Origin of the sequence: Amycolatopsis aidingensis (assembly GCF_018885265.1) — a bacterium.
Lineage (GTDB): Bacteria > Actinomycetota > Actinomycetes > Mycobacteriales > Pseudonocardiaceae > Amycolatopsis > Amycolatopsis aidingensis.
Map to the genome: position 1 here is coordinate 3,781,415 of NZ_CP076538.1, position 26,380 is coordinate 3,807,794.

Below are 26,380 nucleotides of genomic sequence, written 5' to 3' on the forward strand. Positions count from 1 at the left end.
TGCAGGCGCCGGCTACCCGGCGAGTCCCCGGCACTGCCCGGTGGCCGGGCCGCGAACGGTATTGGCCAGGCCATGGTCGGTCGGCGGTGGGTCGTTGGCCGTGCAGGCCAGCGGCCCACCGATGCCGGTGGCCGAGACCAGTGGCCCGGGGTTCCCGGTCAGCGTCACCGGGCCATCGATCTCGGCCGCCTCCAGAGCCACCGGCCCGCCGGCCCCGTTGACCGTCACCGGGCCACGGACCGCGGTGCCGTGCAGCAGCACCGCGGCGGCTCCGGTCGCGTGCACCGGCCCGGTGATCGAGCCGCCGCGGGCAAGGAGGGTGGCTCCCGCGCCGACGGTCACCGGGCCGCGCACGGTGGCGCCGGTGAGGCAGAGCACCCCCTCGCGCACCGTGACCGGGCCGTTGTGCCCGCCGTCGATGGTGCGGGTGCAAGCCTGGTCCGGCTTGCCGAGCAGCTCGAACTCGGCGAGCCTGGCCTGCCCGCCCGTGCCGGCGGTGAGCTCCAGCCGGTAGTACCGGTAGTGCGCCGGGTCACTGATCTTGAACGCCCTGGTGTGTCTGCGCCAGGTGAAGGTTTCCCCGCCGCGTTCGTCCACGGTGGCCCAGCGTTCGCCGTCGTAGGAGCCCTTCAGCACCCAGCTCGCCGGTTCACCGGGGCCGCTGGGGGAGGTGAGGGTGTAGAAGGTGGCCCGCCGCTCGGCGTTGTCCAGCCGGTACTGCACCCAGGGATCGGCGCCGGAGATCCCGGCCTCGGTGGTGGAGCGGTTGTCGAACAGCGCCGTCACGTCCGAACCCGCGCTGCCGGTGCCGGTGCCCTTTCCGGGTCCGGTCAAGTCGGCCAGCGGGTCCGGTGGTGCGTCCCCGGTGGTGAGCGAGGGCGGCGCGGCCCGCTCGCCGGTGCCCCAGCGGGAGGGCTCCGGGCCAAGGTCGAACTCGAGCACCCCGCCCTCGGCGATCAGCTCGTGCGGCAGCGAGGTGGAGTGGTGGGGCTCGCCGTTGACCTTCAGGCCCTGCACGTAGACGTTCTCCGTGCTGTTGTCCGGCGCCTTGATCACCAGGTCCTTGCCGCCGGGGAGATGCACGGTGGCCTTGGTGAACAGCGGGGAGCCGAGCGCGTAGTCCGGGCTGCCCATCCGCAGCGGGTAGAAGCCGAGCGCACTGAAGATGTACCAGGCGGACATCTCCCCGTTGTCCTCGTCGCCGGGGTAGCCCTGGCCGAGTTCGCTGCCGAGGTAGAGCCGGGACAGCGCCTCGCGCACCAGGCCCTGCGTCTTCCACGGCTGGCCCGCGTAGTTGTACAGGTAGGGAATGTGGTGCGATGGCTGGTTGGAGTGCCCGTACTGGCCCATCCGGACGTCCCTGGCCTCCCGCATCTCGTGGATCACCCCGCCGTAGGAGCCGGGGAAGGTGGCGGTCTCCGGCGTGCCGAAGAACTCGTCGAGCTTCTCGGCGAGCCCCTGCTCACCGCCGTAGAGGTTGGCCAGGCCGCTGCCGTCCTGCGGCACGGTGAAGGCCATGTTCCAGCCGTTGGTCTCGGTGTAGTCGTAGCCCCACACCCGCGGGTCGTACTCCCCGGCAGGCACCCGCCAGCTGCCGTCGGCCGCCCGGCCCTGGAAGAACCCGATGCCCGGATCGAAGGTGCGCACGTAGTTCTTCGCGCGTTCGGTGAAGTACTCGTAGTTCTCCAGGTACTCCTGCTTGCGCGGGTGGTCCGGCGGCGCCTCCTGGTACAGCCGCCTGGACATGTTCGCGATGCCGAAGTCGTTGATGTATCCCTCCAGCGCCCAGGACATGCCCTCATGCGTGGAGGTGGGGGTGTAGCCGAGGAAGACGGACCGGTCCATGCCCTTACGGCCGACGCTGGCGCCTGGCGGGGTGACCGAGGCGTTCTTCAGCGCGGCGTCGTAGGCGGCCTCGACATCGAAGTTGCGCACGCCCTTGAGATAGGCGTCGGCGAAGGCGACATCGGAGCTGGTGCCCACCATGAGGTTGGCGTAGCCGGGGGAGGACCAGCGGGAGATCCAGCCGCCGTCGCGGTACTGCTGGACGAAACCGTCGATCATCTTCCCCGCCATCTCGGGGGAGAGCAGGGCATAGGCGGGCCAGGTGGTGCGGTAGGTGTCCCAGAAGCCGTTGTTCACGTACAGTTCGCCGTCCACGACCTTGGCGCCGGTCTCGACCGGGGTGTTCTCCCCGGTGGGTTGCGACACCGGGCTGGCGTAGCGGTACCGGGGCCGCTGCGCGGTGCCGACGTTCTCGTGCCCGGAGTTCGGGTACAGGAACAGCCGGTACAGGTTGGAGTAGAGCGTGGTGAGCTGGTCGGCGCTGGCACCGTCGACCTCGATCACGCCGAGCTTGTCGTCCCAGGCCCGCTGCGCGGCCGCGCGCACCGACTCCAGCGTGTCCTGCGGGGCGATCTCCAGCTCGAGGTTCTTCCTGGCCTGCTCGACGCTCAGCAGGGAGGTGGCGATGCGCATGGTCACCGTCCGCGACGCACCGGCGTCGAACCGCAGGTAACCGCGGACGTCGTCCCTGCCGTCCCCTGGCAGCTTCGAACCCGCGGTCACCGGCCGGTCGAAGGTGGCGTAGACGAACAGCCGGGTGGCGCCGGCGGACAGCCCGCTCCGTACGTCCGAGTACCCGGTGAGGGTTCCGGCCTCCGGGTCGAGGGTCAGGCCCCCGGCGTTGTTCACGTTGTCGAAGATCAGGCTGGCGTCCTGCCCAGGGAAGGTGAACCGGAACAGGGCGGCGTGGTCGGTGGGTGCGAGCTCGGTGCGGATGCCGTTGTCGAACTCCACGCCGTAGTAGTGCGGTTGCGCGGTCTCGTGCGCATGGCCGAAGGGCAGCGCCCTGGCGGCGCGGCTCGCGTCCGGTACTCCCGCCGCGGCCGAGGGCATCACCTGGAAGGTCTGCCGGTCGCCCATCCACGGGCTGGGTTCGTGGCTGACCGAGAAGGCCTGCAGGGTGGGCCGGTTCTCGGCGTTGTTCGCCTCGTGGAACCGGTACAGCCAGCTGGTCGAGCCCGCGTCGGTGACCGGGGTCCAGAAGTTGAAGCCGTGCGGGACCGCAGTGGCCGGGAAGTTGTTGCCGCGGGAGAAGGTGCCGTTGGACTGGGTTCCCCTTGTGGTCAGCACGTGCTCGGATGGGCGCGCGTCCGGGTCGGCGGGTTCGGCGGGCGCCAGCCGGATGTCGTCCACCCAGCCTTTCAGCGAGGCCGGGCCGCCGGGGTTGTCATAGCCGATCAGAATGCGGTCCACGGTCCTGCCCGCGGCCACGGTTCCGATGCCGGAGCGGATCAGGTTCCACTGGTTCACCCCGAGGGAGTCGGCGTCACCCTGACCCGCGGGGGAGAGGGGGAAACCGTACTGGTCGGTGGCTCCCAGCTCGCTGAGATAGCTGCCGTCGGTGAAGGCGAGGTCCACGGCGACATGGGTGCTGGGGTAGCTCAGGTCGTCGGTGATGAACTCAGGAAAGACCTTGTAGGACAGCTCGGTGTCCGCGGCGACCGGGATGTCCACATCGAACAGTTTGTTGTAGGAGTAGCCCCGGCCTTCCTTGGTGTGCGTTCCGGCGTAACGCAGGGCGTGCAGCCCGGTGTAACCCGCCTTGTGCTTGCTGGTGTAGCCGGCCCGCGGGCCGTTGCCGGGGTGGGAGCGCATGTTCGGCAGCGGCGGGGGGTGGCGGGTCGTCATTGGCCAGTACGAGCTCGGCCAGCTGTAGCAGCGGGGCGCCGTGGTTGCGGTCGATCTCCAGCCGGTAGTGCCGGTAGGACTCGGTCCGCCCGATCCGGAACTCCTTGGTCTCGAACCGGGCACCGAAGGACTCGCCGTTCCGGCTGTCCAGCTCGGTCCAGCTCTCGCCGTCCGCCGAGCCGCTGAGGGTCCAGTCCTGCGGGTCGCGATCGGGCGCGTCGTTGGCCGAGGTGAGCGCGTAGTGGGTGATGTGCTCCGGCTCGCTCAGGGTGAACTCCACCCATCCGGTGGGTTCCCAGGCCAGCCATTTCGAGTCGCTGCTGCCGTCCACCAGGTTCTCGGCCACCTCGCCGCCCCCGGTGTTCTCGTCACTGGCCGCGATCCCGGTGATCGCATCGCGGATGTCCCCGGGCACGTCGGTGGCGTCGGCGCCGTTCACCCCTTCGGCCTTCCGCGCACCCGATGGCAGGGTCTCCACCGTGTCCACCCAGGTCGGTGCCGGTTCGCCCGGTTCGAAGGAGGAGTAGAACTCCGCCGCAGGCGCGGCCACCGCGGCCGGTGGCGCGGTCAGCAGGCCGGAGACGACGACGGCGGGCAGCAGCGTGCCCAGCAGGGACCGGACTCGGGGCCTGCTACGAAAGAGGGCTCGGGGCATCATCGCACCAAGCTTTCTGCGCGGGGACCGGTTGTGCCCTCGCAGACAAGCCGTCAGGTGACATCGATGTCAAGAAATGCGCGCGATCCTGGCTCGAATCGGACAAGCCGCCCGTGGCTACTGGTGGGGATACTGCGGGTGCCTGCGCACCGCCCGGTTGGCCATGCTGGTGACCAGCGAGCCGATCGCGATACCGATCACCAGGTAGATCGCGGCGTTGGCGATCTGGGTCTCCAGCCGCAGGTCGATGGTGAACGGCCAGACCACAAGGAACGCCGTGATCAGGGCGATGATCCAGCCGCAGAAGGCCATCGGCCGGGGCGCGAACATCAGCAGCACATGGGCCAGCGCGGTGGCCACCAGCGCGCCGATGGCCGCGAACATGGCCAGCCACAGCGCGCTGACATGGTCGATCGCGCCCTCGGCATTACTCGGCGCGAGCACCGGGATGTCGAACACGCCCTCGACCACCAGCACGGCCAGTACCGCGGTCAGCGCCGCCACCAGGGCGGTGGCCAGCCCGCCGAACCAGAGCGTGCGCGCGTTCACGGTGGGCTTGTCGGCGTCGTCGTACTCCCCGCCGCCGTAGTAGTAGGAGGATTCGGTCACGATTGCTCCTCTCGTGCGGCCCGCTGAACCGACACTAAGAGTGATCACCGACCCTCGCAACGCGAGCAGCGTATAACGCCCTATACGGCACCGCTTTTGGCGACTTCGCCTCACCGTTCAACAGTTGAGCAGGAAACCCTCCAGTACCCTCGCACCGAAGTGGAGGCCCTCGGTCGGAACGCGTTCGTCCACCCCATGTGCCATGGCGCGATACGGGAAGCCCTTGGGCAGCCAGAGCGGGGCGAAGCCGTAGCACTCGATACCCAGTGGGGTGAACGCCTTGGCGTCGGTGCCGCCGCCCATGCAGTACGGCACGACCACCGCCTCGGGGTCCTCGGCGCGCAGGGCCTGCGCCATGGCGGTGAACCACGGTGAGTCCACCGTGGCCTGCACGGGTGGCTGGTTGCTCAGGAACTCGCGCTCGACATGCGGACCGAGCAGGGTGTCCACCTCGGACAGCAGGGCGTCCTGGGTTCCCGGTAGCACCCTGGTGTCCACCTGGGCCGTGGCCTCGCTGGGAATGACGTTCACCTTATACCCGGCATCCAGCACCGTCGGCGTGGTGCTGTTGCGCACTGTGGACTCGACCAGCGCGGCGGCCGGGCCCAGCCTGGCGAGCGTTGCGTCCAGATCGGACAGATCGACCTCGGTGCCCAGCGCCGCCCCGGTGCGCTCGAGGAAGGCCCGCACGGTCGGGGTGAGATGCACCGGCCACTCGTGTGCCGCGAGCCTGCCCAGCGCCGCGAGCAGCCGCACCACCGCGTTCTCCTCGTTGCGCCGGGAACCGTGGCCTGCCCGGCCACGGGCGGTGAGGCGCAGGTGCGCGGTGCCACGCTCGGCGGTGGCCACCGGGTAGAGCCGAATGTCGTCCCCGCCGCCCGGCCGGGGGACGTGGTAGGTGTAGCCGCCGGACTCGCTGATCGCGGCGGCGCAGCCTGCGAACAGTTCGGGGTGCCGGGCGGCGAGCCAGTGTGCCCCGAACTCGCCTCGGTCCTCCTCGTCGGCGACGAAGGCCAGCACCAGGTCCCGGCGTGGCCGCCTGCCGGCCTCGGCCAGCGAGCCGAGTGCCGCGAGCACCATGGCGCAGAAGTCCTTCATGTCCACCGCGCCGCGACCCCACAGGAAGCCGTCGTGGACCTCGCCGGAGAACGGGTGCACCGACCAGTCGGCCGGCTCGGCAGGCACCACGTCCAGGTGACCCTGCACCAGCAGTGCGGGCAGGCCGGGATCGGAGCCTGGCACGCGCGCGATGACGCTGGCCCGGCCCGGTGCGGCCTCGTAGATCCGGCTCTCGATTCCGGTGTCCGCGAGTGCCCCGGCGACGAACTCGGCGGCGTCCCGTTCGCCCGCGGAGTCCCCGTTGCCCCGGTTGGTGGTGTCGAACCGCAGCAGCGCCGCGCACAGTTCGACCACGTCGTATCGGTTACCCATACTTCCCCTGCACTGCTCCGGCCGCGATCGCGGTGACCACCTTGAACGCCTTCATCGCCTCGGTCATGTCCGGGGCGTCGAACCCGACCCTGCGCACGTCCACCTGCTCCACGGTGGGCACCACGGCGGCTGCCTGCGCCAGGTGGCTGGCGTCGAACTCCACCTCGATCCGGTGCGCCACCCGCTCGCCATGGCCCGCGCCAGCCGCGGCCATCGCGTTCCGCGCGGCGGTGGCCAGCAGGTCCGCGGTGCGCGCCGGGGGCAGGCAGATCGCCGCGTACCGGCTGACGCATTCCTTGACCGCCACCATGGCCGCCCGCGGCGCGTAGCCCCGCGCGTCCGCGCAGGCCCGGTCGTCGCCGGTGACCACCAGCACGGGCACGCCGTGTTCGGCGGCCAGCGCCGCGTTCAGCCTGCCCTCGCTGGCCGGGATGCCGTCCAGCCAGACGCCGGTGATCTGGTTCTCCAGGTAGGTGTGCGAGAGGACGCCGTCGAACCCGGCCCCGGCGTGGTAGCCGAGGAACACCACGCCGTCCACCCCGGAGTCGATGCCCTGCATCATCGACAGCGGCTTGTGCCTGCCGGTGAGCATGCGTGCCCTCGGGTCGAGGTCCTCCAGCAGCAGGTTGCGCTGCGCCGAGTGTGCCTCGTTGACGAGCACGTCCTCCGCACCGCCCTCGAACAGCCCGGTGATGGTGGCGTTGACGTCGCCGGTGAACAGCGTCCGGAACCGGCTCCACGGCTCGGTGCCGGGTACCACGTCGTCGGTCCAGGTGACGCCGGTGGCGCCCTCCATATCGGCCGAGATCAAGATCCGCATGGGCGCCAACCTAGCGGGCCGCGCAAGTGGCGGCCGTGCCCGCTACGAGGCCGCTACCGGACGGCTACGTTACGGCTTGGCATTGACCGGCGGGAATTGTTGACTTTCGACTCCGACAAGTGGTTACTTTTCGGCTTCGAGGCAGCGCCGTGCGTGCGTTGAGGAACACACTGGGAGGAAGTGGTGGTCATCATGCGGGTCACCGGTCAACGGCGAGGCAGAGCGGCGGTCGCGGCGATGGCCGCCGCGCTACTGGTCGCCGGTCCACTGGCCATGCCGGCTCAGGCGCAGGACTCGACGGTGCTGCGGGTCGCGCTGGTGCAGGAAATCGACCACCTGAACCCGTTCACCGCCAGCTTCGCCTCCAGCACCATGATCGGGCGGATGACCTGGGAGTTCCTTACCCTGCCCTCGGCCGAGGACACCTCGCCGACCGGCGGGGTGGCGGAGTCCTGGCAGACCTCTCCGGACGGCCTCACCTGGACCTTCACCATCCGCGAGGGGATGACCTGGTCCGACGGTGAGCCGGTGACCGCCGAGGACGCCGCGTTCACCTTCAACCGGATCATGGACGACCCGCAGGCCGCCGAGGCCAACGGGAGCTACGTGACCAACTTCCAGCAGGTCACGGCGCCCGACGAGCGCACACTGGTGATCGAGACCAAGGAGCCGCAGTCCAGCATGACGGCGCTCGACGTGCCGATCGTGCCGGAGCACATCTGGTCCGGTGTCAAGGACATGTCCGCGCCACGAACGGACGAGGTGGAGATCGTCGGTGTCGGCAGCGGCCCCTTCCTGATCACCGAGTTCCGGCGCAACGAGCTGGTCCGGCTCGAGGCCAACCCGGACTACTGGCGGGGCCGGGCGCAGATCGACGAGCTGCAGTTCGTCAGCTTCAAGAACTCCGCGGCCGCGGTGAACGCGCTGCGCAACGGCGAGGTGGACTTTGTCAACCGGCTCACCCCGGTCCAGTTCGACGCGCTGAAGAGCGATCCGAACATCCAGACCAACCAGGCGGTGGGCAGGCGCTACCGGGACCTGCTGATCAACCACGGCGCGCAGAACCTCGACCGGCAGCCGATCGGTGACGGCCACCCCGCCCTGCGGGACCTCCGGGTGCGCAGGGCGATCGCGATGGCCATCAACCCGCAGGAGCTGGTGGACAAGGTCAGTGGCGGCTACGCCCAGCTCGGTGGCGGGGTGGTGCCCGCGATCTTCCAGAAGTACCACTGGGAGCCCGATGAGCAGCAGCGGTACGGATTCGACCCGGCCGCGGCGCGGGCCCTGCTGGACGAGGCCGGGTATCGGATGGGCCCGGACGGAGTGCGGGTCGGCCCGGATGGCAGGCCGCTGGAGTTGCGGCTGCTCGGCCGGGCCAGCGAGGACTATGCCCAGCGAGCGGCCGAGTACGTGCAGGGCTGGCTGGGCGATGTCGGAATCAGGGTCAGTCCGAACCTGGTCTCGGACAACGAGGTGAACGAGCTCAGCTCGGGTGGCAAGTACGACCTGGCGTTCTCCGGATGGGGCACCAACCCGGACCCGGACTACGTGCTGTCCCTGCACACCTGCGCCAACCTGCCGGTCGGCTCGGGCAGCAGCAGTAGCCCCGCGTTCTTCTGCGACGAGCAGTACGACCGGCTCTACCAGCAGCAACGGGCCGAGCTGGACCCGGACCAGCGGGCCGGGATCGTGCACAAGGCGCAGCAGCGCTACTACGAGCAGATCCCGAGCGTGGTGCTGCAGTACGACAACGCACTGGAGGCCTACCGCGCGGACAAGTTCGCCGAGTTCCCCAAGCAGCCTGCGGGGAGCGGGCAGATCATGGAGCAGAGCGGCTACTGGGGCTTCTACGGGGCCACCCCTGCCGAGGGTGACGCCGGCGGCGGTGGCGGCGGGCTCGGCACCGGGGCCTGGATCGCGATCGGCGGCGGCGTGCTGGTGGTGCTCGTCGCGGGCGGGGTCGCGCTGTCCCGGCGGGGCAAGTCCGTCGAGGACCGGGAGTAGGGGGCCCGCGGTTGACCGGCACGGTCCTGTCCTCCGGCCACGGGCCGGACGATCCGCAGCAGCGGGATCCCGATGAGCCGCGCGGTGGTACCGGCACCGCCAGGTTCGTCGCCCGCAAGGTGGGCGGTGCGCTGACCAGCCTGGTGCTGGTGGTGCTGCTCGGGTTCCTGCTGTTCCGGATGATCCCCGGCGATCCGGTGGCCACGATGACAAGGGATCGCCCGACCAGCCCGGAGCAGCTCGCCCAGCTGCGCGAGCGGATGGGCCTGGACAAGCCGATGTTCCAGCAGTTGCTGGACTACCTTGCCGGGCTGCTGCGGGGCGACCTCGGCACCTCGTATGTGTTCAACCGGCCGGTCGCCACGATGATCGGCGAGCGGGTGTGGCCGACGATCCTGCTGGTGGGCACGGCGACGGTGCTGGCGGTGCTGCTCGGCCTGTGGCTCGGGGTGCGGGCGGCGTGGCGGCGCAACAGCATGTTCGACCGGGCGCATACCGGGCTGGCGCTGACCTTCTGGTCGACCCCGCAGTTCTGGCTCGGGATGATGCTGCTGATCGCCACCCAGGGCGTGTTCCCCAGCGGGGGGATGCGTTCCCCGGACGCGCCGTCCGGCTTCTTCGCGGCCTCGCTGGACGTGGCGCACCATCTGGTGCTGCCCTGCGTGACCCTGCTGGTGGTGGTGTACGCGCAGTACATGCTGGTGATGCGCTCTTCGCTGCTGGAGGAGATGCACTCCGAGTACCTGACCACCGCGCGGGCCAAGGGCCTGCGGGACGACCTGGTGCGGCGGCGGCACGCGGTGCCGAACGCGTTGCTGCCCACCATGACGTTGATCTTCCTGCAGTTCGGCATGGTGGTCTCCGGGACGGTGACGGTGGAGAAGGTGTTCTCCTGGCCCGGGCTCGGCCTGCTCACCTACGACGCGTTGTGGGGGCCCGATTTGCCGTTGCTGCAAGGCGTGTTCGTGATCCTCACCGGTTCGGTGGTGCTGATGAACCTGCTGGCGGAGTTGCTGTACCGGGTCCTCGATCCGCGGGTGCGTGCGTCATGAGTACCGAGCAGAGCACGGCCGCGGTGACCTGGCGGCGCCGCTGGTCGGCGCTGACCGGCCTGTGCCGGGAGTTCGCCCGCAGCAAGGGCGGCCTGATCGGGGTCGGGGTGCTGCTGCTGAGCGTGGCGCTGGCGGTGCTCGCCCCGGTGCTCACCAACCAGGCGGGGCTGGACGTGACCGAGGTGTCCGGCGGCCCGTTGCAGCCGCCGAGCGCGGAGTACCTGCTCGGCACGGACGTGGACGGCCGGTCGGTGCTGTTGCTGACCTGGTGGGGCGCCCGGGTCTCGCTGCTGGTGGGGTTCGCCGCGACCGTGCTGTCGGTGTTGATCGGCACGGTGGTGGGTATCGCGGCCGCGCACTTCGGTGGCTGGGTGGCCGCGGTGCTGTTGCGGTTCACCGACTTCTTCCTGGTGCTGCCATCGCTGATCCTGGCGATCGCGCTGTCCACGGTGCTGGAGGGCGGGATCTGGACCATCGTCTTCGCCATCGGGGTCACCTCATGGCCGACCACGGCCCGGCTGGTGCGGGCGCAGACGCTGACCATCGAGAGCAGGCCCTACATCGAGCGGGCCAGGGCGCTGGGTGGCGGGCACCTGCACATCGTCGGCAAGCATGTGCTGCCCGCGGTGATGCCCCTGGTGCTGGCGAACACCACGCTGGTGGTTGGCAACTCGATCATTGCGGAGTCCACGCTGTCCTTCCTGGGGCTCGGCCCGGACGTGACCTCCTGGGGCAAGATCCTGGAACGCGCGTTCAACACCGGCGCGATCGCGGCCGGCGCCTGGTGGTACCTGGTGCCGCCGGGGATCGCGATCGTCCTGGTGGTGCTGTGCTTCACCCTGGTCGGCAGGGCGCTGGAGGCCGTGCTGAACCCGCGGCTCAAGGGAGCGTGAGTAATGAGTGAGCGTCCGAGAACCGCGGTAAACCGCGATGACGACTGGACGAACGCGCGCTCGGCGCAGCCCACGGGCGGCGAGGCGGGGCGCCCGACCCGCGGAGGTGACGACCGTGACCGGTCCTAGCCCCGCCGAGCCGATCGTGTCGCGCGTTTCCGGACAGGCAATGAGTGACAGTGACCCATTGCTCCAGCTGAGGGATCTCGGTGTCACGTACCGCTCAGGCGGCGCCGAGGTGCCCGCGGTCCGGGGTGTCGATCTGACCCTGGAGGCAGGCGACACCCTGGGCCTTGCGGGGGAGTCCGGCTCGGGCAAGTCCACCGTGGCGATGAGCGTGCTGCGGTTGCTGCCGAGGTCGGCGCGGGTCACCGGGGAGATCCTGCTGGAGGGCGAGGACGTCCGGACGATGCGCTGGGGCAGGCTGCGCGCGGTGCGCTGGTCCTCGGCCGCGGTGGTGTTCCAGGGCGCGATGCACGCGCTGAACCCGGTGCGCAAGATCGGCGTGCAGATCGCCGAGCCGCTGCGGCTGCATGCCCCGGATGGGAAGGTCCCCGCGGAGGAGACCCTGCGGGCCAGGGTGGCGGAACTGCTTGAGCAGGTGGACCTGCCGGTGTCCAGGGCCAATGCCTATCCGCATGAGCTCTCCGGTGGGCAGAAGCAGCGGGTGATGATCGCGATGGCCCTGGCCTGCAGGCCGCGGCTGATCCTTGCCGACGAGCCGACGACGGCGCTGGATGTGATCGTGCAGGCGCAGGTGCTGCGGTTGCTGGGCAGCCTGGTCGCCGAGCACGGGATCGGGCTGGTGATGATCAGCCATGACCTGTCGGTGCTGGCCGCGACCTGCGCCCGTACCGCGGTGATGTACCGCGGTGAGCTGGTGGAGCTGGGGCCCAGCGCGCAGCTGATGACCAGCCCCGGGCATGAGCACACCAAGGCGCTGGCCGCGGCGTTCCCGACGGTCGGCGATCCGGTGTCCCGGTTCGCCCCGGCCAGCAGCAACCCGCTGCCCGCCGAGCCTGCGGCGCGGGCCGAACGGCGGCAGGCGGAGCCGTTGCTGACCGTGGCGGACCTGCGGGTGAACTTCCGGGACCGTTCCGGTGGCCGGATCGCCGCGGTCGCGGGGGTGGACCTGGAGGTGTGCCGGGACGAGATCGTGGCGCTAGTGGGCCAGTCCGGCTCGGGCAAGACCACACTGGCCAGGACCCTGCTCGGCCTGCAGCGGCCGAGTTCGGGTTCGGTCCGGTTCGCGGGCACCCCGCTGCCCACCTCGAGCGCGGGGCTGCGGGAGTACCGCAGGCAGGTGCAGCTGGTGTTGCAGGATCCGGCCAGCGCGCTCAACCCGCGGCACACCGTGTACGAGTCGGTGGCGGAGGGACCGCGAATCCACCGCCTCGGCCGGGACGAGCGGCAGGTGGTGGTGGAGGCGCTGGAGGCGGCCGAGCTGCGGCCTGCCGAGACCTACCTTTCCCGGCTGCCGCACGAGCTCTCCGGCGGGCAGAAGCAGCGGGTGGTCATCGCGGGCGCGCTGGCGTTGCGGCCCAGCGTGCTGCTGGCCGACGAACCGGTCGCCTCGCTGGATGCCTCGGTGCGGGGTGAGATCCTGGCCCTGCTGTTGCGGTTGCGCAGGCAGCTGGGCCTCGCCGCGCTGGTGATCACCCACGACCTCGGGCTGGCCTGGAACATCGCCGACCGGGTGGCTGTGATGTACCGCGGTGAGCTGGTGGAGGTCGGACCGGTGGAGGAGGTGCTGCTGGAACCGAAACACGACTACACGAAGTCACTGCTGGCCGCGCTACCTGGGAAACAAACCGCTGCCGTGAGTACGCACCGACGCGATGTGTAATCTCAGTCCCCGACATGGCCACCACGACAGACCCGGCGCGAAGGGCTGAGGCCCTGGACGCGCCCACGGACAGGACGGACGTATCCGGCGTCCGGGAGCCGTCGCGTTTCCCGTACCGGACCATCGCGATGGGCACGGTGGGCAGCACGCTGCTCATGCTCGCCGCGCTCGGCGCGGGCGGGATCCTGATCAGGGACCCGGTGCTCGGGCACGGGCCGCTGTCCTGGATCCGGTACGGCCATGGCCAGATCCTGGCCACGGCGCTGTTGTATGTCGGGTTCGGCCTCGTGGTGTGGGCCTGGGTCCGGCTGGGCCGGTACGTGCTGGCGAGGCGGATCGGGAGCAAGCCGGTACTAGTGGCCGCGGCGTGCTGGATGGCGCCGTTGTTGGTCTCGCCGCCGCTGTTCACCCGGGACGTGTTCTCCTACCTCGGGCAGGGCGCCCAGTTGCTGCACGGGCTGGACCCGTACGCGAACGGCCCCGCCGAGCTCGAGGTGCTGCCCGATGTGGTGCAGAACGTGCACGAACTCTGGCAGACCACCCCGGCTCCGTACGGCCCGTTGTTCCTGCTGGTGGCCAAGAGCATCGTCGGGGTGACCGGGAACAACATGATCGCCGGGGTGATCGTGACCCGGCTGGTGCTGCTGATCGGCCTCGGGATGACCCTGTGGGCGCTGCCCCGGCTGGTGCGGCACCTCGGTGGCAGGTTGCCGGTCGCGCTGTGGCTGGCGGTCGCCAGCCCGATGATGGTGATCCATCTGGTCGGCGGTCCGCACAACGACCTGCTGATGCTCGGTTTCCTCTCGGTCGGGGTGCTGGCCGCGCTGGAACGACGGCATGCGCTGGCGATCGCGCTGGTGACCGTGGGCATGCTGATCAAGCCGACGGCCGCGGTCGCACTGCCGTTCCTGGTCTGGATGTGGGCGAGGCACCTGCCGGGGCCCTCGCTGTGGCGCCGGTTCGTCAAGGCGGTGCTGCCCTCGCTCGCGATCTTCGGGGCGTTGTTCACGGCCGGTACCTGGTTGTCGATGGGCTCGTTCAACCTGGGGTGGATCGAGGGGATGCAGGCGCCCTCGCTGATCACGAACTGGCTGAACTTCCCGACCGGGATCGGCGAGATCTTCTACACCTTGACCAACCTGGTCATCGGGGTGCCGTCCTCGCCGTTCGTCACGGTGATGCGGGTGGTGGCGTGGCTGGTGCTGATCGTCGTGCTGGTGCGGCTGTGGTGGCTGGCGCGGCACGGTGGCACCAAGACGGTGTACTGGATGGCGCTGGCGCTGCTGGCCGTCCCGCTGCTGGCCCCTCCGACCCTGCCCTGGTACTTCACCTGGGGGTTCGTGATCCTGGCTGCGTTCGCCTGGCAACGCAGGCAGCTCGCCGCCGTGGTCGGGATCTCGGTGTTCCTGGTGCTGGTCTACTACCCGACGGGGGAGCAGGCCCTGTACGACTGGTGGTTCATGGCGGGGGTGTTCGCCGCCAGCCTGTACGCCGCGGCCTCGCTGCTGCGCCCGGATCCGCTGGGCCTGGTCGCTGCCTGGCGCAAGCCGCGTGAGACCGCTGACCGGTCAGGGCATCCGGACCTTCCGCAGGAACGCGGGCAGTAGCCAGGGTCGGCGGCCCCATACCGTGAGCGCGCCGGAACCGGCCGCCCGCAGGTGCCCGATCCGGCGGAACAGCACCAGGTTCAGCGTGGCGGGCCGGAACCGGATGCGGATGTCGCGGTCCCCGTTCGGCTCCACCACGCTGGCCTCGCCATGGTCCAGGACCATCGTCGCCGGGCTGGTGTAGGCGGACTGGAACTCCACGGCGATCCGTCCCGGCCGGACCGGGCGGTCATCGTCGAGCAGCTTGCCGTAGCCGTTGCGGACGATCTCGACGAGGAACAGGTCGAAGAACAGCGCCGCCTGCTCCTCCGGGATCCGCCATGGGGTGCCGATGGCCCTGGCGATATCCCAGCCGTGGACGAGCAGTTCGTTCGTCATATGCGCGAACAGGCCCGCCAGCGGCAGCTGGGAGCCACCGAGCCAGCCGAGTACGCGGCCGGGATCGGCCTCGGCGGTGGTGCTGAGCATGTCGGCGATCGCGTCGCGCAGCCGGTCGGCAAGGCGGGCCGGGTCTCGTTCGGTGAAGCTGCGCAGCTGCACCGGGTTCAGGTCGGTGTGGATGGTGTCCACCGTGACGGTGGGCATATGCGGCCGGACCTCGGGGATCGGCAGTGGCCGCTCGGTTTCGGAGAACAGGGCGGGGTAGTTCCACGCGATCCCGGTCACGTGTGCCGCGGTGTCCGCGATGGACCAGTCCTTGGTGGCCATCGCCGCGGGGTCGGGGGCCAGCCGGATCAGGTCGGCGAAGCGGTCACCCGCCTCCTGGACAGCGGCGCGGGCGGCGGCCCAGCGCTGCGGGGTGACCCGGGTCGCGGCCGCGACCCGGGGGGTCGGTGTCTGCTGTGGCATCGGTCCGTCCTCCGCCCGGGATGACTGCTTACGGCAACTGGCTGCGGTGGCAAGCGTGCCAGCCCGGAAGCGTCCTCGTGTGTTCCATGTTGCTCCGTTGCTGGTCGCTGGGCCCGTGGTCACAGACCCAGTGCGGTGGCGACGGCGGCGGTGTGGTGGTAGGAGTCGCCGAAGGCCACGGACATCGCCATGGCATGCCGGGTGTACTGGTGCAGGTCGTGCTCGGCGGTGAAGCCGATCGCGCCGTGCACCTGGTGGGCGAGTGCGCAGACCCGCTGGTATGCCTCGCTCACGTATGCCTTCGCCACGGCGATCTCGATGGGGATCTCGGGGACGTCCGTGGCGGCCTGGCCGGCTTCGGCCAGCCGCCAGGCGGCCTCGTGGGCGATCAGCCGCGCCCCGAGCACGTCTGCCGCCATCTCCGCGCAGTGCTGCTGTACGGCCTGGAAGGCGCCGATCGGCCGGTCCCACTGCCGCCGGGTGGTGGCGTGCCGTACGGTCAGCTCGAGTGCGCCCTGCGCGCCGCCGACCATCTCGGCGCAGCTCGCCGTGGCCCCGAAGGCCTCGGCCGTACGCGCCACCGCGGCCCCGCCGTCGCTGCGGCCGATGCGGCGGTCGCCGGGCACGGGCACGTCGGTGAACGTCACCCGGTACTCCGGCGCCGTGCCGACCACCTCGAGTCGTTCCGTCCGTACGCCCGGCGTGGCCGTGTCCACCAGGACCGCGCTGAGCGGGCCGGCGCCGGGGTGCTGGGCGATCACGAGCAACGCCGAGGCCGAACCGGCATACGGCACGAACTCGGCGGTGCCGTCCAGCCGCAGGCCGGTCGGCGTCTGCCGCACCGTGATCGTGGAACCGGGGGTGTCCCAGTGGCCGTGCGGGGCGGCCCTGGCGTAGCCGAGGATCAGGCCGTCGGCGACCGCACCGAGCCAGCGGGCGCGTTGCGGCTGGTCGCCGTGCTCGGCGATGGGCAGTGCGGCGCAGGCGACGGTGGCCTGCAGCGGGCTGGGGATCTGCTGCCTGCCCAGTTCCTCGAGCAGCAGGCACAGTTCGGTCAGGCCCGAGCCGAGTCCGCCGTGGGCCGCGGGCAGGGCGAGTGCGGGCCAGTCGAGTTCGACGAGTTCCTTCCAGAGCTGCTCCGAATGACCGGCGTGCCGTTCGCGTACCGCGCCGGCCGCGGCCTCGTCACGCCGGGCGGCGAGCAGTTCCGCGGCGGCCGAGGAGATCTGGCGTTGTTCCGGGGTGAGCGTCAGATCCATCGTTGTGGTCCACTTCGTCCGAGCCGTCAGGATTTGGGGAGGCCGAGGCCGCGGGTGGCGATCACCCTGCGCTGGATCTCCGTGGTGCCGCCGAGCAGGGTCGCGGCGATCGCGTCGAACCGCATATGGGTGAACTCGGCCGCCATCGGTGCGCCCTCGCGTTGCCACAGCTGCGCGTACGGCCCGAACAGGGAGGTGGCGGTGCGGGCCAGTCGCTGGTGCAGTTCGGCACCGCGTAGCTGGCTGATCGAGGCCTCGTACTCCGGCACGCCGCCCGCGTCCTCGCGGCAGGCGGCCAGCCGGGCCAGGTTGTGTTGCACTCGCAGCTCGATGTAGCGCTGGGCGAGCTCGTGCCGCGGCACCGCGGTGTCGGCGCGGCGGAAGCCTGCGCCCCGTGGGGAGCGGAGGTAGCCGATCAGGTCGTGCACGGCCCGTTCGAACTTGACGGTCGCGCCGATGCCAGCCCGTTCGAATGCCAGTGCGGACATCGCCACATACCAGCCACGGTTCTCCGCGCCCACCAGGTTCGTGGCGGGAACCCGCACGTCGTCGAAGTAGATCTCGGCGAAGGGTTCGGCGCCGCGCATGTCCCTGATCGGCCGGATGGTGATGCCCTGGCTGCGGGCGTCCACCAGCAGGAAGCTCAGCCCTTTGTGCCGTGGGGCCGCGCGGTCGGTGCGGACCAGCACGAACAGCCAGTCGGCGTGCTGCGCCGACGAGGTCCAGACCTTCTGGCCGTTCACCAGGAAGGCCGATCCGGTGGCGTCCCGGACCGCGGTCGTGCTCAGCCCTGCGAGGTCGGAACCCGCTCCCGGCTCGGAGAATCCCTGTGCCCACGTCGTTTCTCCGCGGGCGATGCCGGGAAGGTGCGCCGCGCGCTGCTGTTCGGTGCCGTGCTCGATCAGGGTCGGCCCGAGCAGCAGCGCGCCGATGCCGTTCACGGTGGGAACCCCGGCGCGCATCAGTTCCTCCCGCAGGATGAGCTCGGACATCGCGGACAGCCCGGCGCCGCCGTACTCCACCGGCCAGTGCGGGGCGATCCAGCCCCGTTCGGCGAGTGCGGTGGCCCACCGGCGGGCGGCTGCCCGGCGTACCGGGTCCGCGCTGGTGCGGTCGGCAGGCCAGTCATAGCCCCACACGTCCTCGGGTTCCAGGCTGTGTTCGGCCAGGGGGTCGGGTGGGTAGTCGGTGGGGAAGTGCCGCCGGACGAAGCCGCGCACCTCCTCCCGGAAGGCCAGTTGCTCGGTGGTTTCCGCCCAGTTCATCGGTGCCCGCCTCGGGTCGGGACCCGGTGCAGCCCCGCGGGGTGGCCGTCCGGGCCGGGGGTCTCGGCGCGTAGCCGGTGTTTGGCGATCTTGTCCGTGGCGGTGCGGGGGAGCTCGTCCAGGAACTCGACGTAGCGCGGCACCATGTAGCGGGGCAGCCGCTTGCGGCAGAAGTCGAGCACCTCGGCGGTGTCCAGGCTGGCTCCCTTGCGCGGTACCACCGCGAGCTTGACGTCCTCGTCCTCCAGTTCGGACGGGACGCCGTAGGCAGCGCATTCCAGTACCGCGGGATGCAGGTTGACCTCGCATTCCAGGTCGAAGGCCGAGATGTTCTCCCCGCGCCTGCGGATGGCGTCCTTCATCCGGTCCAGGAAGTAGAAATAGCCGTCGGCGTCGCGCCAGACCCGGTCGCCGGTGTGGAACCACATGTTGCGGAAGCTGTGCACGGTGGCTTCGGGGTCGTTGTAGTAGCCGCCGGTGATGACATACGGCTGGCGGGTACGGACCACCAGTTCGCCCGGTTCCCCTGGGCCGACCGGGCGGTCCAGTTCGTCGACGACGTCGAGCTGGAACCGCTCGTCGTTGGCCTGCCCGCAGGATCCGTGCCGCCACCGCGGGTAGGGGCTGCCGGTGGCGATGCCGACCTCGGTGCTGGTGTAGCACTCCACCGAGCGCACTCCGAAACGTTCGTGCAGCCGGGCGTCCAGCGCGGATTTGCCCATGTAGAAGACCTCGAGCGGGTGCAGGGTGTCCCATTCGGTCGGTTCCTGGTTGAGCAACATCGGGATCATCGAGAACACGCCCAGCCCGACCTTGGCGTCGAAGTACCGCACGTCATCCCAGAACCGCGACACGTGGAACCGGTCCGCGATGGCGATGGTGGCGCCGGAGAGCATGGCGGAGAGCACCCCGTCCCACAGCCCGGCGGCGTGGAAAAGCGGCAGCGGGCAGTAGGCCGTCTTGCCCCACCGGTCGAGGTAGTCCAAGGAGTCCAGTGCGCAGGTCAGCGCCAGCGCGTGCGAAACGAGTACCCCCTTCGACGGGCCGGTGGTGCCGGAGGTGTACATGATCGCCTGCAGGTCGCAGAAGGCCACGTCCGCGCGCGGGGGTTCGGATCCGGCGGAGAGCAGGCTGTCCCAGGACACCGCCGGTTTCCCCAGGGTCAGTGGCACCTGGGAGCTGTCCGGAGTCCGTACCACGAGCCCGCCGAGCCGGGGCAGCCGTGGGGTCAGCGTGGACAGTTCCTCGGCCAGCGGGGCGTCGATGACCAGGTAGGCCGCGTGCGCGTCGGCGAGCGCGCGATGCAGCAGGTTGCCGCACAGTTCGGTGTTGAGCGGGACGGCCACCGCGCCGAGCTTGCTCAGGGCGAAGACGGTGTAGAGCAGTTCCGGGCAGTTGGGTAGCATGACGGCCACATGGTCGCCCCGGCGCACCCCCAGCGCGGCCAGTCCCGTGGCGACCCGGTTGGTCAGGTGGTCTACCTCGCCGTAGCTGAGTTCGCCTTCGCGGAACTGCAGGAAGGTGTCGGTGCGGTGACTTCGTGCCCTGCGTTCGAGTAGATTGCCGATGACGAGTTCTTCGATCGGTTCGTTGCGCATCAATGCCTCCTGCCCGGTGCGGCCGAGTCTCATCCGATCCGCCGTAGTTCGGCGGCGAACCGTTGCGCGGTCCGGACGTAGTCCTCGGCGATCTCGGCGATGGTCTGCACGGGAAACATCGTGTTCTCCCGGTTCCTGGCAGGGACTCCGAGCGCTATCTGTCCACTGGGGACGTGCCCGTCGAAGGTGATGACCGCACCAGCCGCCACGATCGCCGAACTTTCCACAACGGACGAGTTGAGTACCACAGCCCCGGAGGCGACCAGGCAGCCATGGCCGATGGTGGCGCCTTCGATGTGCACGCAGTGGCCGATCACCGAGCCGGCGCCGATGACCACCGGGGTTCCGGGTGCGGCGTGCAGCACACTGCCGTCCTGGATGTTGGTGCGGGCGCCGATCTCGATGTGCCCGTCGTCTCCGCGTAGCACCACCTGCGGCCACACCGAGACGTGTGCGCCGAGCCGGACGTCGCCGATCACCGTCGCGTCGGGATGGACGTAGGCGTCCGGGTGGATCGCGGGTTCGAGCTCGCCGAGCGCGTAAACAGGCATGATGTGCTGCTCTCCTCTGTTACTGAGAAGGGATTGCGCCGCCGGCCGGGTCAGTCGTAGACCCGGTAGACGACCTGTGCGACGCAGGCGGGTTTGGTTTCTCCTGCCAGCTCGAGGGTGGCGTCGACGAGCATGCTCAGCCCGCCGCCCTCGAGCTCGGTCACCTCGGCGATCGTGGCGTGCAGCCGCACCGAGGCACCGAGCGGTACGGGGGCGGGGAACCGCACCCGGTTCACCCCGTAGATGAGGTTCATCCGGATGTCCGCCAGCCGCAGCAGCCGGTCGAACAGGGTCCCGACCAGGCCGAGCGTGTGGAAGCCGTCGGCGACCGGGCCGCCGAGCGGTCCCTCGTCCGTGGGGTCGTGTGTCCCGGCGTCGGTGGCGTGGGCGAAGGAGGCCGCCCGGTCGGGGCCGACCGGTGTCCACTCGGTGTGCCCGAGGTCCTTGCCTGCCAGTTCGCTGATGCCGGTGAGTCCGCGTGCGGTGGTCGTCATGCCCGTCCCTAACTGTCGCCTACTGCCTGCCGGTGCCGGTGAGCGCCGGACTGCCGGTGTCCCCGGCGGGGCGCTGCGGGTCTGGAATCAGCCAGGAGAGGACGGCAGGCACGATGAGCACGCCGACCAGGAGGCCGAGGACCGGCCGTACTCCCCAGTCGTCGGCGAGCAGGCCGAACAGCGGGGAGAGCAGGCCGCCCGCGGACAGCGTCACGCCCAGGGTCAGGCCGCTGGCGGTGCCGACCCGGTTCGGCAGGTAGTCCTGTGCCAGGGTGACCTGGGCGGCGAAGGGCACGAACAGCACCGTTCCGTAGACGAAGGTGCAGGCCAGCACGAGCGGCATGGTCGGAAGCAGCACCACGCCGAGTACCCCGAGCGCGGCGATCGCGTAGCCGTACCGCAGCGCGGGCAGCCTGCCCCAGCGTTGCGCGGCCCAGCCGCCCGCGAGGGTGCCGAGTACCCCGCCCGCGGTGAAGGCCGTCAGGGTGGCTGAGCCGACGGTGGTGGACACCCCGAACCTGCTGATCACGTACGCCCCGGCCAGCGCGCCCATCACCACGAAGGGGATCGACCAGAACACCGAGATCACCGACAGGGTCCCGAAGGCACGCCAGTCGTTGCGCCGGGCCGGGGGCTGTTCGGCCGGCTCGTCCCGGGTGCCGCCGCCACCGCGGCTGGGGCCGGGGACGGCGCCGGCGAGGTTCCAGCGGTGCCGCGTGCCCAGCAGTGCAGCGCCGAGTATCAGTGCGGGCAGAGCGAGCAGCCAGGTGCCGGAAAGGCCGGTGGTGCCCAGTACGAAGGCCACGAACAGCGGGGCGACGGCCACGCCGACATTGCCGCCGACGGTGAAGACGCTCATGGTGCGGGTGTCGCCATGGCCGATGGTGCGGGCGACCATGGCACCGGCCGGATGGTATGCGGCCAGGCCGAGGCCGGTGAGGGCCACGGCGAACCAGGTCCACAGGTAGGCGTCCCCGAGACCGGCGAGGCCGACCCCGGCGCCCGCGGTGACCATCCCGCCGGTGACCAGCCAGCCCATCGGGCGGCGGTCGGCGAGCATGCCCACCAGCGGCTGCACCAGGCTGGACAGGCCGGTCGCGGCCAGGGTGACCCCGGTGATCAGCGCGTAGCTGTAGCCGCGTTCGGCCTGCAGGAAGGGCAGCATCGCGGGGATGGCCCCCTGGTACATGTCGTTGACCCCGTGGGTCACCGTGAGCAGGCCGAGTTCCTTCCGGTTTTTCACATATCCCCCAGAGTGGTGTCATCTCGCGGTGCGCGCCGGCTGCCGCGGTGGCCGTTCGTGCCCGGTGCGGTGGTGTGGTCTTCCTTTCGCCAGTACGAGCCGCACGGCCCGTAGCGCCGACAGATCGGTAGCCGGGTCGCCCGCGACGACCAGCAGGTCCGCGTCGAGTCCCGGGGCGATCCGCCCGGTGGTCGCGGAAAGGCCGAGGCCGTGCGCGGAGTCGACGGTGGCCAGTTCGAGGACGCGCTCGGGGCTGAAACCGAGCCAGCGGTAGAGCTCCAGCATCCCGACGTAGTCGTCGAACGCGGCCATCGGGATGCCGGCGTCGGTGCCCGCGATCAGCGGTACGCCGAGTTCGTCCAGCCAGCACAACCGGTCGTAGAAGGCGCGGGTGGCGGCGCTGCCCTGTTCGGCCAGCTTCGCGCGCCAGTCGTGCCCGCACAGGGTTCCGCATACCGCGATGCCGCGGTCGGCCATCTGCCTGGCCACCGTGGTCCTGCGGTCCACCCCTTCCGGGCCGTCCAGCCACAGGCAGTGCTCCACGGTGTCCACCCCGGCGGCGACGGCGGCGGCAATCGAGTCGGCGCTGTGCGCGTGTGCGGCCACCGGCACGCCGTACCGCGCGGCCTCATCGACCATCAGGGTGAGCTGGGCGGTGGTGAACTGGGATTCCCACATCGCCGCCCCGCCCTCGGTGATGTGCCCGCCGCTGACCATCACCTTGAGCACGTCCGCGCCCGCGGCGATGTTGCGCCGGATCCGTTCGCGGATCGCCGCGTCGTCGCCGACTTCGCCGCCGAGGAACCAGCAGTGCCCGCCGGGTGGGGTGAGTGGCGCCACCGCGGCGAGTATGCGGGGTCCCGGCAGCCGTCCCGCGTCGATCTCGGTGCGCAGCCGGACCGCCGCGCCCGCGCGGTCGCCGAGGTCGCGGACGGTGGTGACGCCGCTGGCCAGCAGCTGGCCGGCGCGCGTCGCCATTCCGGTCAGCAGCTCCGCCTCGTCGGTGGCGAGCAGGTTGCCGACCGGGTCGGCACCGGCGTCGAAGCTCAGGTGCACATGCCCGTCGATCAGCCCCGGCAGCAGGGTGGCCCCCGGGAAGTCCAGTGCGGGGACCGTGGCCGGTGCGGCGGCTGTGACCTGGTCACGCGGCCCGACCTGGACGATCTTGCCGTCGTGGACCAGCACGGCGGCGTCCGTGCTGCGCGCACCGGCCGGGCCGTAGAGCAGTTGCCCGACCGTGATCAGCACGGGGTCACCTCGGCGGGCGCTGCCGGGCGCGCGCCACGCGCCAGCCGGTCGATGAGCTCCTCCAGCAGGGCGTCGGAGGTGGCGAAGTTGAGCCGGACGAAGCCGTCGCCACCGGGGTCGAAGTCGGTGCCGGGGCTGAGCTGGACGCCGCCGTACTGGCGGATATGGGCCGCGGGCTCGGTGCCGAGCCCGAGCGCCCGGCAGTCCAGCCAGGCCAGGTAGGAGGCCTCCGGCGGGTGCCAGGTGATACCCGGCAGCCGCTCGGCCAGCGCCGCGCCCAGCCGGTCCCGGTTGGCCGTGAGCCGCCGGAGCAGGTCCGCCAACCAGGCGTCACCCTCCTGCCAGGCGAGCACCGAGGCCTGGACTCCGAGCAGGTTCGCGGCGCCGTGCAGCTCCACCGGCTGGGCGTCGATGGCCGCGCGTAACCGGGCGGGGCCGATATGTCCGGTCGCGCAGCGCATCCCGGCCAGGTTGAAGGCCTTGCTCGCCGAGGTGAGGGTGACCGTACGTGCCGCGATGGCCGGGTCGAGGGAGGCGATGGGGATATGCCGGTGTCCGGGGTAGGTCAGATCGGCGTGGATCTCGTCGGAGATCACCAGCAGGTCGTGGCGCTCGGCCAGCGCGGCCAGCGCGGTGAGCTCCCCGGCCGTGAACACCCTTCCGGTGGGGTTGTGCGGGTTGACCAGCAGCAGCGCGCGGCAGCCCGTTCGGGTGAGGTCTCGTTCCAGCCGCTCGGGGTCCCAGTACCAGCCGCCGGGGCCGTCGATCATGGGGATGGGCACCAGTTCGCGGTCCATCCGGGCCAGTCCCGCGCGAAACGGGCCGTACAGCGGGGCGTGCACGGCCACCGCGTCGCCGGGCCTGGTGGCCAGCCACAGCGCCAGGTGCACGCCCTGGGTCACCGTGGCGAACTCCCGCACCTGCCCCGGCGGTGGCCGCCAGCTGTGCCGCTGCGCCATCCGGGTGGCGAACAGCTCACGCACCGGGCTGCCATGTGGCCAGTACGGGTACCCGAGCAGGCCGTCGGCCAAGTAGTCGCGCAGGCCATCGACCACCACCGGGGCGGCAGGAAAGTCCATTTCCGCCAGCCAGGCGGGTAACACCTCCGGGGGAGGCTGGCGCCACTTCTTCGGGCCACGGCTCGCCCGCAGCGCGCGGGGGTCCGGCTCGGCGACACCTGCCCCAGCCAGGTTCGGGTTCATCGAACCTCCGCTACACCCGCGATGCCGTGGTTGTCGAGCGCGCTCATCCAACGGCATCTGTGATCTTCTTTCGGCTGGGACATCCTTGGGCAGGAACACCGTATCTACGTCGGAGACTCGAATCCTCTTCAAACGTGCTCCCCTCCGCTGTGCCTTCTCTGCCACGGCCCGGCATGATTCCGATCAGCCGAGGGCGACTTGCGTGCGACAAGGTTATGCACTAACGTGACGATCGCGATGTTACTAGCGTCATGCAAGTTACCTCGCAGGATACTGTTGCGTATATCTCGAAGGTCGAGACAACTATGGCCGATCAGAGCCTGACGATCACCTTCTTGGTGGATCAGGCCCCGCGGGAAGTCTTCGATTCCATCACCAACGTTCGTGGTTGGTGGTCGGATGGGCTCCGAGGTCGCACCGAGAAGCCCGGGGACGAGTTCACGTATCGTCATGGAGACGCGCACCGCTGCAAAATCCGCGTGACAGAGGCGATACCCGGCCGGAAGGTCTCCTGGCTGGTGCTGGACAACTACTTCGATTTCACCGAGGACAAGACCGAGTGGATCGACACCACGGTCCACTTCGACATCTCCAGCACGGGTGGCAAGACCGAAGTTCACTTCACACACAAGGGCCTGGTTCCCGAGTACGAATGCTTCGAGGTCTGCTCCGATGGGTGGAATTTCTTCGTCGGTAGCAGCCTGCGTGACCTGATCACGACCGGCCGAGGCCAGCCAGCCAGCTGGGCGACAGCACAAGTGGCTGCTGACTGACGTATCTGCCGGCACCGTAGAACACCGGTACTTTTCCGTTCGTGGCCGGGACCGTCCGGTCCCGGCCACGAACGCGTATGCAGCACGCCGGATCGCGCGCCCCGCCCACCGCACACGTGAAGTTGACCCCCTGGCAAGAGTCGAGCATTCTGACAACAGAAACCGACGAACGCCATCCCGGACAGCTACGGAGAATACGGTGGCCAGTATGTATCGGGCGCTGCGGCGCCGTGTTCTGACACCTTCCATGTCGGAAACAAAGGTGTCCGTTCGGGGCTTCCACGAGAAGACCCCGGAGGCGACCACTTTGCTCGAGACGGTCGGCGAAATGTTTCTGACGGGGTACGGATACGCGGCCGAGTCGCGTAAGCCGCTCGACGTGGAGGCCAGACTCGAGGAACTTCCGGTTCGATTCCGTGGCTTCGCCTACGAGGGCGCGGCGATGGGCTTCGCGGTCCGCGACGGGCTGCCCCTCGGCAGCAGGCGGAGCGTGGCGGAGTTTCTCGCCGGGCGGGCCGATGCGCACATCTACATGGCCTATGTGGGGGTCGGCTGGGCGCTGGCCAGGCTGCCGCGGTTCCGCTGGCCCGCGGTGACCGCAAGCGTGCCGGATGACCTGCTGCGCTGGCTGGTGCTGGACGGCTACGGCTTCCACCAGGCGTACTTCCATACCGACAAGTACGTGCACGGGCATTACCAGGAGCCGGCGTTCCCATGGCCTGCCGATGGCTCGCAGTCCTACATCCTGCGAGCCATCGACCAGGGGATCGGCCGTGCCATGTGGTTCGTCGGCGGTACCGACGCGGACTTCGTGGCGAACATGATCGAGAAGTTCCCTCGGTCGCGGCATGTCGACCTGTACAGCGGAGCCGGTCTCGCCGCGACCTACGCGGGCGGCGCGGAGGAGGACGAGTTGCGGGTGTTGTGGGAGCGGGCGGGCGAACACCGCGCGATGGTCGCCCAGGCCAGCGCGTTCGCGGCCACCGCACGGGTACGGGCAGGTCTCGTGGTGCCCGCCAACGAACTGGCCACTCAGGTCTTCTGTGGAATGAGCGTCGCGGAGGCGTCCGAGGTCAGCATCCGCAACCAGCCCCGGGAACCCGTCGCAGGCGACCTTCCCGCATACGAGGTGTGGCGCCAGGGGATCGCGGATGAGTTCCGCGCCCTCGGGCGCTGCTGACCAATAGATCAGGACTATTTCCTGCGAGCACCAGCCACTGGCGTTCGCACGGTCGGCGTCCTTTGGTTCGGCGGTCCTCGGTCCATACCGGATCGTCGTGATTGGATT

At 70.1% G+C, this 26,380-nt stretch carries 19 protein-coding genes and 1 pseudogene; 7 read left to right on the plus strand and 13 right to left on the minus strand.

Annotation, left to right across the window (positions count from 1 at the left end; all coding sequences use genetic code 11):
- Nucleotides 1-12: 12 nt before the first annotated feature.
- The 4 genes and pseudogenes from KOI47_RS17270 to KOI47_RS17285 form a co-directional block, all read right to left on the minus strand.
- Nucleotides 13-4,348 (minus strand): annotated as a pseudogene (locus KOI47_RS17270) (GH92 family glycosyl hydrolase).
- A gap of 117 nt (nucleotides 4,349-4,465) precedes the next feature.
- Nucleotides 4,466-4,957, minus strand: a complete 492-nt coding sequence (locus KOI47_RS17275; protein ID WP_216216952.1) for a DUF6069 family protein — start codon at nucleotides 4,955-4,957, stop codon at nucleotides 4,466-4,468.
- A gap of 117 nt (nucleotides 4,958-5,074) precedes the next feature.
- Entirely contained in the window at nucleotides 5,075-6,388 is a 1,314-nt protein-coding gene (locus KOI47_RS17280) for a M20/M25/M40 family metallo-hydrolase (RefSeq protein ID WP_216216953.1), read from the minus strand.
- A complete protein-coding gene (locus tag KOI47_RS17285) occupies nucleotides 6,381-7,208 on the minus strand; it encodes a M55 family metallopeptidase (RefSeq protein ID WP_216216954.1) in 828 nt (275 codons plus the stop codon). The genes KOI47_RS17280 and KOI47_RS17285 overlap by 8 nt, the downstream gene beginning before the upstream one ends.
- Before the next feature lie 192 nt (nucleotides 7,209-7,400).
- Here KOI47_RS17285 and KOI47_RS17290 point away from each other — a divergent pair, with 192 nt between their 5' ends.
- From KOI47_RS17290 to mptB, 5 genes are all read left to right on the plus strand, one after another.
- Nucleotides 7,401-9,212 (plus strand): ABC transporter substrate-binding protein, encoded by a 1,812-nt coding sequence (locus tag KOI47_RS17290; protein ID WP_216216955.1) that lies wholly within the window; start codon nucleotides 7,401-7,403, stop codon nucleotides 9,210-9,212.
- An 11-nt stretch (nucleotides 9,213-9,223) separates the two neighbouring features.
- On the plus strand, nucleotides 9,224-10,264 hold the full coding sequence (locus KOI47_RS17295) for an ABC transporter permease (RefSeq protein WP_232376809.1): 1,041 nt from the start codon (nucleotides 9,224-9,226) through the stop codon (nucleotides 10,262-10,264).
- Nucleotides 10,261-11,157, plus strand: a complete 897-nt coding sequence (locus tag KOI47_RS17300; RefSeq protein WP_216216956.1) for an ABC transporter permease — start codon at nucleotides 10,261-10,263, stop codon at nucleotides 11,155-11,157. The genes KOI47_RS17295 and KOI47_RS17300 overlap by 4 nt, the downstream gene beginning before the upstream one ends.
- A gap of 169 nt (nucleotides 11,158-11,326) precedes the next feature.
- Nucleotides 11,327-13,003 (plus strand): ATP-binding cassette domain-containing protein, encoded by a 1,677-nt coding sequence (locus KOI47_RS17305; RefSeq protein WP_216216957.1) that lies wholly within the window; start codon nucleotides 11,327-11,329, stop codon nucleotides 13,001-13,003.
- 14 nt (nucleotides 13,004-13,017) lie between these two features.
- On the plus strand, nucleotides 13,018-14,610 hold the full coding sequence (mptB, locus tag KOI47_RS17310; protein ID WP_216216958.1) for a polyprenol phosphomannose-dependent alpha 1,6 mannosyltransferase MptB: 1,593 nt from the start codon (nucleotides 13,018-13,020) through the stop codon (nucleotides 14,608-14,610).
- Here mptB and KOI47_RS17315 read toward each other — a convergent pair.
- The 9 genes from KOI47_RS17315 to KOI47_RS17355 all read right to left on the minus strand — a co-directional run bounded on the left by KOI47_RS17315 (nucleotide 14,572) and on the right by KOI47_RS17355 (nucleotide 24,319).
- Nucleotides 14,572-15,459: a maleylpyruvate isomerase family mycothiol-dependent enzyme gene (locus tag KOI47_RS17315; RefSeq protein WP_216216959.1), complete on the minus strand. Its 888-nt coding sequence runs from the start codon at nucleotides 15,457-15,459 to the stop codon at nucleotides 14,572-14,574. The genes mptB and KOI47_RS17315 overlap by 39 nt on opposite strands.
- Nucleotides 15,460-15,578: 119 nt before the next feature.
- Complete coding sequence (locus KOI47_RS17320) at nucleotides 15,579-16,718, minus strand: acyl-CoA dehydrogenase family protein (RefSeq protein ID WP_216216960.1); 1,140 nt, start codon at nucleotides 16,716-16,718, stop codon at nucleotides 15,579-15,581.
- Between the two features lie 26 nt (nucleotides 16,719-16,744).
- Complete coding sequence (locus KOI47_RS17325) at nucleotides 16,745-17,983, minus strand: acyl-CoA dehydrogenase family protein (protein ID WP_216216961.1); 1,239 nt, start codon at nucleotides 17,981-17,983, stop codon at nucleotides 16,745-16,747.
- Entirely contained in the window at nucleotides 17,980-19,581 is a 1,602-nt protein-coding gene (locus KOI47_RS17330) for an AMP-binding protein (protein ID WP_216216962.1), read from the minus strand. Before KOI47_RS17330 ends, KOI47_RS17325 begins: the two co-directional genes overlap by 4 nt.
- Nucleotides 19,582-19,610: 29 nt before the next feature.
- A complete protein-coding gene (locus tag KOI47_RS17335; RefSeq protein ID WP_216216963.1) occupies nucleotides 19,611-20,132 on the minus strand; it encodes a gamma carbonic anhydrase family protein in 522 nt (173 codons plus the stop codon).
- A 50-nt stretch (nucleotides 20,133-20,182) separates the two neighbouring features.
- Nucleotides 20,183-20,626, minus strand: coding sequence for a MaoC/PaaZ C-terminal domain-containing protein (locus KOI47_RS17340; RefSeq protein WP_216216964.1), 444 nt, complete (start codon nucleotides 20,624-20,626; stop codon nucleotides 20,183-20,185).
- 19 nt (nucleotides 20,627-20,645) lie between these two features.
- Nucleotides 20,646-21,869 carry an MFS transporter gene (locus KOI47_RS17345; RefSeq protein WP_216216965.1) on the minus strand — a complete coding sequence of 408 codons (1,224 nt, stop codon included), beginning with the start codon at nucleotides 21,867-21,869 and terminating at the stop codon, nucleotides 20,646-20,648.
- Between the two features lie 18 nt (nucleotides 21,870-21,887).
- Nucleotides 21,888-23,117: an amidohydrolase family protein gene (locus KOI47_RS17350; protein WP_216216966.1), complete on the minus strand. Its 1,230-nt coding sequence runs from the start codon at nucleotides 23,115-23,117 to the stop codon at nucleotides 21,888-21,890.
- Nucleotides 23,111-24,319: a MalY/PatB family protein gene (locus KOI47_RS17355; RefSeq protein ID WP_216216967.1), complete on the minus strand. Its 1,209-nt coding sequence runs from the start codon at nucleotides 24,317-24,319 to the stop codon at nucleotides 23,111-23,113. The genes KOI47_RS17350 and KOI47_RS17355 overlap by 7 nt, the downstream gene beginning before the upstream one ends.
- A gap of 305 nt (nucleotides 24,320-24,624) precedes the next feature.
- On the opposite strand from KOI47_RS17355, the gene KOI47_RS17360 reads away from it, so the two are divergent.
- On the plus strand, nucleotides 24,625-25,092 hold the full coding sequence (locus tag KOI47_RS17360) for an SRPBCC family protein (RefSeq protein WP_216216968.1): 468 nt from the start codon (nucleotides 24,625-24,627) through the stop codon (nucleotides 25,090-25,092).
- Nucleotides 25,093-25,300: 208 nt separating this feature from the next.
- On the plus strand, nucleotides 25,301-26,272 hold the full coding sequence (locus tag KOI47_RS17365) for a DUF1702 family protein (protein ID WP_216217360.1): 972 nt from the start codon (nucleotides 25,301-25,303) through the stop codon (nucleotides 26,270-26,272).
- The last annotated feature ends 108 nt before the right edge of the window (nucleotides 26,273-26,380 follow it).

Coding starts and splice junctions, on each gene's coding strand:
- KOI47_RS17280 (WP_216216953.1), bottom strand. CDS start 6,388: ATGGGTAACCGATACGACGTGGTCGAACTGTGCGCGGCGCTGCTGCGG.
- KOI47_RS17285 (WP_216216954.1), bottom strand. CDS start 7,208: ATGCGGATCTTGATCTCGGCCGATATGGAGGGCGCCACCGGCGTCACC.
- KOI47_RS17290 (WP_216216955.1), top strand. CDS start 7,401: ATGCGGGTCACCGGTCAACGGCGAGGCAGAGCGGCGGTCGCGGCGATG.
- KOI47_RS17300 (WP_216216956.1), top strand. CDS start 10,261: ATGAGTACCGAGCAGAGCACGGCCGCGGTGACCTGGCGGCGCCGCTGG.
- KOI47_RS17305 (WP_216216957.1), top strand. CDS start 11,327: ATGAGTGACAGTGACCCATTGCTCCAGCTGAGGGATCTCGGTGTCACG.
- mptB (WP_216216958.1), top strand. CDS start 13,018: ATGGCCACCACGACAGACCCGGCGCGAAGGGCTGAGGCCCTGGACGCG.
- KOI47_RS17315 (WP_216216959.1), bottom strand. CDS start 15,459: ATGCCACAGCAGACACCGACCCCCCGGGTCGCGGCCGCGACCCGGGTC.
- KOI47_RS17320 (WP_216216960.1), bottom strand. CDS start 16,718: ATGGATCTGACGCTCACCCCGGAACAACGCCAGATCTCCTCGGCCGCC.
- KOI47_RS17325 (WP_216216961.1), bottom strand. CDS start 17,983: ATGAACTGGGCGGAAACCACCGAGCAACTGGCCTTCCGGGAGGAGGTG.
- KOI47_RS17330 (WP_216216962.1), bottom strand. CDS start 19,581: ATGCGCAACGAACCGATCGAAGAACTCGTCATCGGCAATCTACTCGAA.
- KOI47_RS17335 (WP_216216963.1), bottom strand. CDS start 20,132: ATGCCTGTTTACGCGCTCGGCGAGCTCGAACCCGCGATCCACCCGGAC.
- KOI47_RS17340 (WP_216216964.1), bottom strand. CDS start 20,626: ATGACGACCACCGCACGCGGACTCACCGGCATCAGCGAACTGGCAGGC.
- KOI47_RS17355 (WP_216216967.1), bottom strand. CDS start 24,319: ATGAACCCGAACCTGGCTGGGGCAGGTGTCGCCGAGCCGGACCCCCGC.
- KOI47_RS17360 (WP_216216968.1), top strand. CDS start 24,625: ATGGCCGATCAGAGCCTGACGATCACCTTCTTGGTGGATCAGGCCCCG.
- KOI47_RS17365 (WP_216217360.1), top strand. CDS start 25,301: ATGTATCGGGCGCTGCGGCGCCGTGTTCTGACACCTTCCATGTCGGAA.